Annotated in this window: 11 protein-coding genes and 1 riboswitch; of the genes, 1 reads left to right on the top strand and 10 read right to left on the bottom strand. The window is 43.2% G+C overall.

The window, feature by feature from the left end; genetic code table 11:
• From KGZ89_04605 to KGZ89_04570, 8 genes are all read right to left on the bottom strand, one after another.
• On the bottom strand, nt 1-1085 hold a 1085-nt coding region (locus KGZ89_04605), incomplete at its 3' end, for a phosphoadenosine phosphosulfate reductase family protein (protein ID MBS3974130.1).
• A gap of 75 nt (nt 1086-1160) precedes the next feature.
• Nucleotides 1161-1367, bottom strand: coding sequence for a helix-turn-helix transcriptional regulator (locus KGZ89_04600; GenBank protein MBS3974129.1), 207 nt, complete (start codon nt 1365-1367; stop codon nt 1161-1163).
• Nucleotides 1368-1594: 227 nt separating this feature from the next.
• Nucleotides 1595-3250, bottom strand: coding sequence for a recombinase family protein (locus KGZ89_04595; GenBank protein MBS3974128.1), 1656 nt, complete (start codon nt 3248-3250; stop codon nt 1595-1597).
• Nucleotides 3251-3271: 21 nt separating this feature from the next.
• Nucleotides 3272-4171, bottom strand: coding sequence for a recombinase family protein (locus tag KGZ89_04590; GenBank protein ID MBS3974127.1), 900 nt, complete (start codon nt 4169-4171; stop codon nt 3272-3274).
• A complete protein-coding gene (locus KGZ89_04585; protein MBS3974126.1) occupies nt 4140-5771 on the bottom strand; it encodes a recombinase family protein in 1632 nt (543 codons plus the stop codon). The genes KGZ89_04590 and KGZ89_04585 overlap by 32 nt, the downstream gene beginning before the upstream one ends.
• A gap of 80 nt (nt 5772-5851) precedes the next feature.
• Complete coding sequence (locus KGZ89_04580; GenBank protein ID MBS3974125.1) at nt 5852-6013, bottom strand: hypothetical protein; 162 nt, start codon at nt 6011-6013, stop codon at nt 5852-5854.
• A gap of 19 nt (nt 6014-6032) precedes the next feature.
• Nucleotides 6033-6737: a recombinase family protein gene (locus KGZ89_04575; GenBank protein ID MBS3974124.1), complete on the bottom strand. Its 705-nt coding sequence runs from the start codon at nt 6735-6737 to the stop codon at nt 6033-6035.
• A gap of 560 nt (nt 6738-7297) precedes the next feature.
• On the bottom strand, nt 7298-7714 hold the full coding sequence (locus KGZ89_04570) for a sigma-70 family RNA polymerase sigma factor (GenBank protein MBS3974123.1): 417 nt from the start codon (nt 7712-7714) through the stop codon (nt 7298-7300).
• Between the two features lie 559 nt (nt 7715-8273).
• Here KGZ89_04570 and KGZ89_04565 point away from each other — a divergent pair.
• On the top strand, nt 8274-8600 hold the full coding sequence (locus tag KGZ89_04565) for a helix-turn-helix transcriptional regulator (protein ID MBS3974122.1): 327 nt from the start codon (nt 8274-8276) through the stop codon (nt 8598-8600).
• A gap of 145 nt (nt 8601-8745) precedes the next feature.
• Nucleotides 8746-8835, bottom strand: a riboswitch (cyclic di-GMP riboswitch).
• Between the two features lie 65 nt (nt 8836-8900).
• Here KGZ89_04565 and KGZ89_04560 read toward each other — a convergent pair.
• Both KGZ89_04560 and KGZ89_04555 read right to left on the bottom strand, forming a co-directional pair.
• A complete protein-coding gene (locus KGZ89_04560) occupies nt 8901-9611 on the bottom strand; it encodes an ABC transporter permease (protein MBS3974121.1) in 711 nt (236 codons plus the stop codon).
• Nucleotides 9608-10456, bottom strand: coding sequence for an ABC transporter ATP-binding protein (locus tag KGZ89_04555; protein ID MBS3974120.1), 849 nt, complete (start codon nt 10454-10456; stop codon nt 9608-9610). Before KGZ89_04555 ends, KGZ89_04560 begins: the two co-directional genes overlap by 4 nt.
• Nucleotides 10457-10569: the final 113 nt, after the last annotated feature.

Here is a 10569-nt window from a genome sequence, read left to right as displayed (position 1 = left end):
AGTTGTGCTCTTTCATTATTGTTCGGGCAACACCAACATCCTACCCGGTCATAGCCAAGCCTGTAAGCATCGTTGAAATCTATGCCTTCACCTAATATGTAGAGCCAAACATCGATATCTTTCCAATGGAAAATTGGGGATGCAACCTTTTGCTTTTGTATCTTTACTGATTCGGCATTATTCTCTACTCGGTTATACTTACTGCGACTTACGGATTCGTTTTTGCGAATGCCGTAAAAAGTTAAAATATCCATGTCACGATACAGACTGTTCAGTACACGAGTAATTGGTCCTGTCTTAAACATAGAGCAGCACCAGCGAAGCATGCGGGCAGGGGGACCAATGTCCTCACAAACCTCATAAAAGTCTTGTTCCTTGTTTTTTGCCGTCTTAAATATGGCTTTGGGATTGTTTTCCCTAAATCGCTTAGCATATTCGATAGTCAAGGGAAATTCAAGGGTAGTATCGCCGAAGATATGTACTAAGCTCGGATTACTTAAAGCCCGTACAGTTAAATCGGCGGTGACAGTTGAATCCTTGCCACCTGAAAACGAGATTACTATATTCTCACTCGGATATGCTTTTGCGGTGTCCCTTATAAATTCTGTTGCCTCATCAAAGATGTAATTCAGTCTTTCTGTGTTTGCTTTTATAAACTTATCTATAGTTTGATTGAAAAAGTCATAACTGTTCTGATCTTTGTATTTTTCAAGCTGTTCCACAATTTTGTCTGCAGAACGCTTTTTATAGGCACTGATTGGGATCATCTTAGATTCACCGTCAATGTAATAACGGTTATCTGCAGCCCAAACAGTTTTATTTATGTATTCAAGTGGCTTTGCAGTTAATATTTCAATCAGAAGGCGTTCCTCAGGGAATACCGGGCGTAAATCCGCACATAAATAAGAAGTTTCTTTTCCGCACAAAGGACATATATTTTTGTCAATTCTGTTTACTGATTTTATGATTGGCGTCTTGCAGTCATTACACCAATAGACCATGATAGGAATATCCTGTTCAGTGGCATTACCGCAAAGCTCGCAGGTTTCACTATTAGTTTCCCTGCTACAAATCTTACACCACATAACAAAACACCCCCTTACTTTCTCTATTATATCAGATTCGCTGTACCATAAAACGGACAGTAAATCGAATAAATCTTAGTCTCTTTTGTACTCTAAAATATCACCAGCACTACATTCGAATAATTCACAAAGCTTATTAAGCGTTTCGTAATCAACCCGCTCCATCTTGTCATGATATAGGTTTGAGATTGTAGTTCTCGCAAGCCCTGTTTTCTCATGCACATCTTTTATTTTGTATCTTTTTTCACCCATCAGCACGGATAATCTGCAATGTATCGACATCACATGCGCTCCTTATACAAAATTACAAGGAATATTATAACAGATATTAGTCGAATAATAAATAGATATGGCTGCATTTTTTAACCATATCTATGCAAATCTTATGTCCAAATAAAATGTTTTTCATGAACCTGCCAACACTAAAACCCTCAGCAGTATTGAGAGTTTTAGTCTTAACAGATACTATTTTCAGGCAGGAACAGCTTGTCAGCTGCCCCACCTCTTTTTTAATCGAAGTATGAAACCCTTTGGTTCATCACGATTCCGGATTTGAATTGGATCTCTATCAGATCGTCTTTTACGGCCTTTATGCTCTGCAGGAGCCTCCTGACCAAATCATTGTCAAATTCCCTAACCTCGCAGGTGGTTTTCTTCAGGCAGGCATCCATATCATCCAGCCTCTGCTGAAAATTCGCTGCCATTTTCTGCTCCCTCACCAGCTCCAGCTTTTTCTGCTTCAGGTCGTTAATCTGCTCCGAAATTGTCCTATATTTCTCATCAAAATCCTCTGTTATGGAGCCTTGCTTGGCATTTTCCTCTATCAGTGCCAGCATTTCACCCTGGAGCTTTTCTATCTGCCTGTCATATTCTGTGGGCACATTCTTAGTCGAGTAGCTTCCGATGACCCGTATGACGTTCTCCCGGAAGGCGCCTACAAACTCGCCGCGATTTTCCACGACGCTGTTAATGGCTGTCATTATTGCTTCATGCAGGATTTCCTCTTTGAACGTAGGGGAGTGCTTGCAGTTCTTGGTTCCGTTCTTCAGGCGGTTCTCACATCGCCATACAGCGCTTTTCTGGCCGTATTTAGACCATACCTGCCTGCGGTAAGGCTGGCCGCATTCCTTGCATACCATAATGTCACTTAATGCGAATTTGGAGCTGTATTTGCTTTTTTCCTTGTCTTGCTTTGCCCTTCGGGCTGCCGCAGTTTTGCTAAGGCTTGCACGTCTTGCTTTTTCCTCTTGCACCTGATAATAAAGGTCCTTGGGGATAATGGCTTCATGGTCATCCTCTATGTAATACTGGGGGACGATGCCTTTGTTCTTCACCCGCTTTTTGGTGAGAAAATCAATGGTATATGTTTTCTGTTGAAGGACGTCGCCCATATATTTTTCATTGCTCAGCATCTTGTCGATGACGCCTGGACACCACTGGCTCTTTCCTGTGACGGTGGTGATACCTTCCGATTCTAATATCTTTGTAATCTGTATGATACTGCTCCCTTCAAGGTAGAGGCGGAAAATACGTCTGACCAACTCCGCTTCCTCCGGTACGATGACTAGTTCGCCGTTCTTATCCTTTGTGTAGCCTAAAAACTTATTGTGGTTGACCGAGACGATGCCATTCTCAAACCGTCTGACAAGACCCCACCGGGTGTTTTCACTTAAGTTCCGGCTTTCCTCCTGCGCCTGGCTGCTCAGGATGGTGATTAAAAGCTCGCCTGTACCCTCCAGGGTGTTCACGCCCTCTTTTTCGAAGAATACGGCGACGTTCTTTTCCTTGAGCTTGCGGATGTTCTGGAGGCTGTCTACCGTGTTTCTCGCGAAACGGCTGACCGACTTGGTGATGACCATGTCAATTTTTCCGGCCATGCAGTCCTCGATCATGGCGTTGAAGTCGTCACGCTTTTTGGTATTTGTAGCGCTCTTCCCGTCATCGGCGTAGATACCTGCAAGCTTCCAGTTGGGATTACTCTTGATTTTTTCGGTATAGTAGGATACCTGGGCTTCATAGCTGGTTTCCTGCTGCTCCAGCGTGGTGCTGACGCGGCAGTATGCTGCAACCCGCAGGGCTTTAAATTGGGGCTTTATACTTCTGTCATACTCCGGCTTGGAGGGTATCATAGATATGCTTTTCTTTTTTGCTGTCGCTGTCTGCATCATTGTTTCTCCTTCCTTGGTTTAGTATTTGGCTTCCATGGTTAATCCGTTTATAAATTCAAACACCAGCCGATGGTCGGCGTATACCGTGATTTGCTTTATCACCGTCAGAAACAGTTCCTCATCGAATTCTGTGAGAGGCTCTCTGCCTGAAAACGCCTGCTTCATCTTTTCGGTGTTATATTCGGCGTCATCGATTCTTGCTGTTTTATAAAGGGCCTGTGCCCGCTTAAAAATAAGAGCCGGAAGTTCATTGGACGAATATCGCCCTTCTGCTTCCAGCTCCTTAATGCGCTGATCCAATCTATTAAATTCAGGGTTATTGGGAATTGGCTCTTTCTTGGTCTTCCGGTCGAGGATTTGTATCCTTGCCAAAATCCTATTGACTGCCTCGAGGAAGGCCTTTTCAATCTGTTCATCCGTGAGGAAACCGCATCGGCAGCACACTCGGTTCTTGTAAATATACCTCTTGCACTTCCAGAAGGACTTTTCCGACGTTCTGCCGCAGTGCTCTATGTATTTGCGGTAAACCTCGCCGCATTCTCCGCATCGGAGCTTTCCGGTGAATGGGTATTGGCGGTTCGCACTGTTTGGCTGGATGCTTCGCCCCAGCTGTTCACAGCGTTCCTTGCGGCGTTTCTGCACCTGCTCAAAAAGCTCGGTGCTAATCATCTGCGGATAGAACTCATCCCCAAGGTATTTGACATTCTCCAGTATCTTGCCGATAGAGCCGTGGTTCCAGGAGGCTTTGTTGTTGGCGTTTGGAAAGCCCATTTCGGTCAGCAGTTTTGCGAGGGCAGAGGTGGAAGTACCGGACAGATAGTCTGCAAATATCTTTTTTACAACAGCCGCCTTTGGTTCATCCAGCTGTATTTTACCCTCTACCAGCTTATATCCTATGGGCATGTGCCTTTGCATCATCCTCTATCGCCTCCTTCCTGCAGGGTTCGGACAGCTCCAGCCGGTTGATGAGCCGGAAGGTGATTTGTCCATTTTTCTGTACGATAACCTTGCCTATCGCCTGTAAAAATAAATCCTCACGGTATTCTTCAATAACGTGAGGATTGTTTCTGATTAACTCCAGCAGCTGCTCTGTTCCGGCGATTTCTTGGTCAAAGCCGTTGTTGTCCAGAAGCTGGCTCCTTTTCTTTTTCACAGCGGCAAGCTCTATGGTCAGGGCATTTTGCCGCTCTATAAACACTGCAGGATCAACATATCCCTTTGATACCAGTCTGCTGAGTATATGACCTTGCTCTGTAAGCTCCATGATTTTGTTACTGCATTCCCCGATTTCCTGCTCCTGCTGTTCATCCATCCGGAGCTTTTTAAGCGTATCCAGCAGGGGAGTGAGGATTTCTGTATAATTACTTACGAGCTTATTCCACATGACAGTGAAAGCCCATTGAACGTCATCCTCCCGGATTGCCTTTTGGCTGCATTTGGTGTTATCCAGAATATGCTGGCGACAGCACCATTGGATTTTCTCATAGGGTTTGCCGATGTAGATTTTCTGCCTCCGGAACATACCCCCGCATTCGTCGCAGAGGATTTTACTGCTGAAGGCATACCGGCTTTGGTATTTACTCGTATCGTCCACACCCATCTGCTTTCTGCGGTATTCAAAGATTTCCTTGACCGCCTCCGCCTGCTCATGCGAAATAATGGGAGCATGATTATCCTCAACCAGGTACTGAGGAAGCTGGCCCTTGTTTCTCTGCCGTTTAAAGGGCAGTACCTCTGTGGTCATGGTTTTCTGATGAAGCAGATTGCCTGCGTAAATAGGATTCAGCAGTATTTCCTTAATCACGCCGTCATTCCATTTCTCAGCCGAGCGTATGGTCGGGATTCCTCCGTCCGAAAAATCCTTGGCGATTGCATAAGTGCCCTTGCCGTTTAAGTATTCGCGGAAAATGCGTCGGACTACTGCGGCTTCTTCCTCCTGAATTATCAGTTCGCCGTTTTCATCCTTGGTATAGCCGTAAGCGGGAGTGCCGAGGATAAAGGTACCGTCCTGAAAGCGTTTGATCACCGCCCATTTGCTGTTGGTGGAGATGCTTTCAGATTCGCCCTGTGCCAGAGAGCTTAAAATGGTCAGCATCAGCTCGCTTTTCTCTGACAGGCTGTCGATATGCTCCTTTTCAAAATAGACGGCGACGCCAAGCCCCTTCAAACGGCGGATTGCCTCAATGCTGTCCACCGTATTTCTAGCAAAGCGGGTTAAGGATTTGGTGATGATCATATCAATTTTGCCGTCCTCACAGTCCTTTAGCATCCTCAAGAAGTCATCTCTTTTTGCAAGCTTTGTTCCGCTTCTTGCTTCATCGGCGTAAATTCCGGCAAACTGCCAGTCCTCTTGATTTTCAATCAAGGCGGTGTAGTATTCAAGCTGTGCGGTAAAGGAATTCTGCTGCTCACGGGAGTCGGTGCTTACCCGGCAATAGGCGCAAACCCGCTTTTTCGGCTGTAATTGCCGGACGACCTGCTGCTTGACAGGATCAATTTTTGTTATCTTTTTTGCCATGGTTTTTTCTCCTTTCTCTTGTTTTTGACTCCTGTTAGCAACACACAATACCACACAAGCTTTGAGATATCCAGGTGTTTTTACGCATATACCTTGGAAAGCTCCGGCGTGAAGGTTTGACGGTTCAATTCATCGATTTTTTTGTACTCGTCAGGGGAGATAAGTCCATTTCGGAGCATGATATCCAACAGCTTTACCGCTACCTTATACTTCACTTCGTTGGCTGCCTGATTTTTTGACATATTGCTCGCCCTCCCTTCATTACAAAGAAAGGGAAGGGCTTCGATAATCCAATTGGATTTGACCCTCCAACGGCGAATAAAGCTCCACGCCCAGCTGATCCAGACCTCGTAAAAAATCCAGCAATTTTGCCGTATCCCGCCCCAGGCGGTCTACCTTCTTTACAAGCAATACATCCATTCTGCCATCATCGACAGCCTTCATGACCTCTGCAAGACCGGGGCGGTCAGAATCCAGACCGCCTCCTATATCCACAGATTCACCAACGACTATAAATCCCATCTGCTCGGCGTAATCCATGAGCTCCCTCTTCTGGCCTTTCAGGACACCGTGGGCATCCTCCGGTGCGTCAATCCTGCAGTAAATCCATGCTCGCTTCTGGCTTCTATAACTTAAAAACTCAAGAGCCTCATCAACTCTCACAATCTGAATATTTGCAGGCTCCTTTTCGCCCAGCTGCATGGGTACCAGCTCCTTTATGATCTCCTGCAGAAGCCTCTGATCCGGGCAGCAGTTGATAAATTCGCCGAAGGTGTCCAGCAGCAATCTGTCCATCGTATCCGTCAGAAGCATCTTATCTGCTTGCTTCTTTTTCAGCATGATAAAGCTCGCAATATTGAATGGAGATTTCTCAAAATAGTATTCCTGACATTCTCCGTCAAGACCGTATACATATCCGATGATTAGTTCCTTCCTCAGCAATTGAGACAATGCTTCCTTTTTCATTTCGTTTTCCTCCCTGATATTTTGAATTTAATCTCAGAAGGATACGGCAGGACGGAAAAAAACCGCCCTGCCGCATAGTTTCCAAGATCAAAAAATGATCTGCTTGTTCTTCATTACGAATTGTCGCTTCTATTCGACACTAGTTCCCGAAGCGAAAAACCCTTGCGGCTTATAGGGCAACAACATAAACGGTTTGTGGTCAGCAAACCTCATAGGAATCTCACCTCTCCCAGGATCTCTGGAAGCCGCCCCCATTGCTTGAGTCTGTGGCTAGGCGGAAGTAGCATTATCACTGTCCATTTCATTGCGAAACAGTCCACCATAGACTGTTTTATGACCGGGCGTTCCCGCTCGTCACCTTCGATGCCATCGGTTCGACGGATAAAATTTATCCGCAGGCAGTCTTGGCGCGCCCATCAACGTCGCTGCCGCTTTTCACACAGCTGGACAGCTCATGTATTTATGCTGTCGGATATAAAATTTTCAAAGAACAACAGGGGAATAAAAAAATCCCCTCACTTCTTTAGGGAAAAAAGTGAGGGGGTGCACGGAAAAACTTTTTATTTTTCCATCATTTTTTTTAGTTTCTTAAGAATCCTGCTCTTGCGGTCATGTATTGTCATCGCGGGAATACCGCTTTCCTTAGACAGCTGACGCTCGCTTTTACCCTGAAGATAAAGCGCTGCGATGAGCATTCTTTCAGATTCATCTAGCATTTTGACGCATTGGCGCAGCTTTACGATCAACATCTCGGTTATGATCTTATCCTCCATGGAATCCTCTGCAGCAGAGATTATGTATTCTACGGAAATGCCTCTCACGCTGCAGCTTTCAATCGAGATATTGTTTGCCTCCGCAAGCTTGTCCAGGTACTTTTCCCTGTCTCGGCATTGGTAATATGCTTTATAGACCTCTTTGGTCACAGAGATGCGCTTGCCCCTAACGAGCAAGGAATAATTATTAACATTGTTATCCATGAGCTTGTCCTCCATTTCGTGAATTTGAAAATCCGAAAATGAAGAACAAGCGGAGGAGAACGGCAGTCAACACAATTCCCTTTTATACGACAAAAAACGCTCACTTGAATACAGTTCAAATGTGCGTTTAAGAATTTATATATCTTATTTTTAAGTTCTGATAGTTCTACTTGCCGGCCGTACTCTCCCCTTATCCAAAATAGATTTTCTTTATAGTGTCTAGTGTTTACTGAGTCGAATAAAGTTTTGTCAGCTTTATTACGCTCGGCCGCTATTCAATAGCGGCCGTTGAATATTTAATGCAGCATACTGAGTGAATATAAAAATCCCCTCCAAACTTGCGAGTTTGGGGGGTTAGACTTATCGGGCATGAAAAAACTCCCCGCCAAACTCACTTTTTTTTGTTGGGCGGGTTGCATGTTATCTTTTTTAACTCTTTATAAGGCACATAGATAAAGCTCTTTGTATTAATGCGTACCAATTATTCCTGTTTATATAGCTCTGTCAAATCGTTTCACCATCCAAATAGGAACTATAAACTGTTATTGGAGGTGAACTAATGGAACTTAATAATTTTGATAGACTTGGCAGTATCTTAAAAACTGCCCGAAAAGCAAAAGGATTTACACGAGAGCAGTTAGCTGAAATCATAGGCATAACTCCCCGCTATCTTATGTCAATTGAGAATGAAAATAAGAAACCAAGTTACGATGTCCTGTTTCGGCTTGTCCGAGAGTTAGGCATATCTGCCGATACAATCTTTTACCCGGAAAACCAGCATGCCGACACCAAGGCTGAACAAGTCGTACGGTTGTTATATTTGTGTGATGATCGAGAACTTAAGGTCGCAACCGCAACAATAAAGGCATTGCTGGAAAATAAATAATAATAGAACTTCCATTAAATAAGCTCTTTTCAGATGTCCCTAACACCTTAGCCAATGCTAAATCGTTATTTTATTTTGAATGTTCATCTATCTTCTAAGATTAAAAAACCTGCCGCAAAAAAGGGCAGGTTTTTGACACAATCAATGCGGCAGCCAGGCTATCATAGTGCTTATCAGTACCTTAGACCCTATGGCTTTGCGTCCCTGTCTTTAAACAGGTTTGCCCATACAATATTTAGTTTTAATTTCAAATATTTAAATCTCTGTATAATTGGCTTTATCTTGGGTTATACGATGGTTTTATTCATCTATAGCACGTTTTTTATAGGTCACCACAACGAGTGCACATGCGCTGACAACCCAAACTGCAATAACTGCTAACTGTGCCCAGATATCAGTAATTCCTGCCCCATTTTGTACTTCCGTGGCTAAAAGTTCAAGTTGGATGTTTGGCAGATATTTTACGAATGATAGTTGTGGGTACTCTGCCATTAAAGCCTTAAGAACTGTCCCGAATCCAAATAAGAATATTATCGGAAGTATAATTAGTGATGCTTCCATCACCGATTTTGTTAAAAGACCAAGTAATGTTCCGAGTGCAATATAGAAAAAGATGGAGACTAAAATTGCAAGGCCTACAATTAAGAAATTAGCAGGTTCGTAGCCTGTGAGTATAGCAGAAATTGTTACGGTTATTACTGTTAAAACAATGCTCAGCAAACTTTTTCCACTCAGGATTTCAAATGTGCTTGCCGGTGATAGTATCAGCCCACGCAACGTATTCTTTTCCTTTTCCTCTGCAATTAATGCACATTGAACGAATGCCGCAACTGCAGTAAACGCTAGATTGATTACCAAATAGTGTATCTCGATCGATGGCTCTTTTGCCCTCCCAAAAAGTATGGCCAAGAGTAATGGCATTATCACAGTGGTTAATACAAACATATTTTTTGATAAGTCCTTTATATCCTTTTCAAAAATGGCATACACTCTTTTTAAAGAAAATGTCATAATAATTTCCTCCCTGTCACTTCTACAAAAATATCCCCCAATGTCGGCTCGTTTGAATAAATAGATACAATTTGTCCGGCAGACATATAGGAATATAGCTCTTTTGCACCTTCAGGATCATTGTGTAATATAATCTTTCTTTCATCGGTTAACTCAACAGTCATCGTAGAATCTGAGAATTTTCTGCGTAGTTTTTTGGGTTCATCAAGCAATTGAACTTTTCCCTTATTTAAAAAAGCAACACGATGGCACAATAATTCTGCTTCGTTCATATCATGTGTTGTTAAAAAAATCGTTGTGCCTTTAGCATTTAATTGGCGCAAACCATCATGAATGTGCTTGGAATTTACCGGATCAAGGGCGGATGTCGGTTCATCCAAAAATAATAGTTCCGGTTCATGCAAAAAAGTTCGTGCCAACGTAACACGCTGTAGCATACCCCTAGAAAGTTTTGAGACAACTTTCTTTTGTTCATGCTGTAAATTCACCATTTCCAATACTTCTGAGATTTTTTTTAATGAAACATCGTATAGCTGACAATATAGCTTCAAATTATCGTAGACGGTTAATCGTTCGTATAAACCGCTGTTATCTGTAAGAACACCGATTTTTTTTCGATATCCCTTTTTCCTTAACGAAATGGACGGGACGCCAAATACATTAGCTATTCCGTCCGTCGGAAATAATTGATCGGTTAAAATTTTTATGGTCGTTGTTTTCCCTGAGCCACTCGGTCCCAGAAAACCAAAAATTTCTCCCTTCTTGACATTAAAGGTTACATCCTCTATCGCAGTCTGGTTGGCAAACATTTTCATCAACGATTTCACTTCAATTATATTTTCCATCTTTATTCCTCCCGATAGCCGTATGTTTTAATTTGTGCAGCCTCAGAATAAAACAAACTGCAGCCTAAAGCATTATATTTTCTGTAAAAAGAGCTATTTCAGGGTTGAATAAA

The sequence above is a fragment of the Actinomycetota bacterium genome, from assembly GCA_018334075.1.
Taxonomy (GTDB): Bacteria; Actinomycetota; Coriobacteriia; order Anaerosomatales; family UBA912; genus JAGXSC01.
This window is presented reverse-complemented; position numbering and strand designations above follow the sequence as displayed.

What these genes read in the sequence shown, in the direction of transcription:
- KGZ89_04580 (MBS3974125.1), bottom strand. Translation starts at nt 6,013, where the DNA reads ATGTCAAAAAATCAGGCAGCCAACGAAGTGAAGTATAAGGTAGCGGTA.
- KGZ89_04595 (MBS3974128.1), bottom strand. Translation starts at nt 3,250, where the DNA reads ATGCAGACAGCGACAGCAAAAAAGAAAAGCATATCTATGATACCCTCC.
- KGZ89_04560 (MBS3974121.1), bottom strand. Translation starts at nt 9,611, where the DNA reads ATGACATTTTCTTTAAAAAGAGTGTATGCCATTTTTGAAAAGGATATA.
- KGZ89_04585 (MBS3974126.1), bottom strand. Translation starts at nt 5,771, where the DNA reads ATGGCAAAAAAGATAACAAAAATTGATCCTGTCAAGCAGCAGGTCGTC.
- KGZ89_04565 (MBS3974122.1), top strand. Translation starts at nt 8,274, where the DNA reads ATGGAACTTAATAATTTTGATAGACTTGGCAGTATCTTAAAAACTGCC.
- KGZ89_04590 (MBS3974127.1), bottom strand. Translation starts at nt 4,171, where the DNA reads ATGATGCAAAGGCACATGCCCATAGGATATAAGCTGGTAGAGGGTAAA.
- KGZ89_04570 (MBS3974123.1), bottom strand. Translation starts at nt 7,714, where the DNA reads ATGGATAACAATGTTAATAATTATTCCTTGCTCGTTAGGGGCAAGCGC.
- KGZ89_04555 (MBS3974120.1), bottom strand. Translation starts at nt 10,456, where the DNA reads ATGGAAAATATAATTGAAGTGAAATCGTTGATGAAAATGTTTGCCAAC.
- KGZ89_04600 (MBS3974129.1), bottom strand. Translation starts at nt 1,367, where the DNA reads ATGTCGATACATTGCAGATTATCCGTGCTGATGGGTGAAAAAAGATAC.
- KGZ89_04575 (MBS3974124.1), bottom strand. Translation starts at nt 6,737, where the DNA reads ATGAAAAAGGAAGCATTGTCTCAATTGCTGAGGAAGGAACTAATCATC.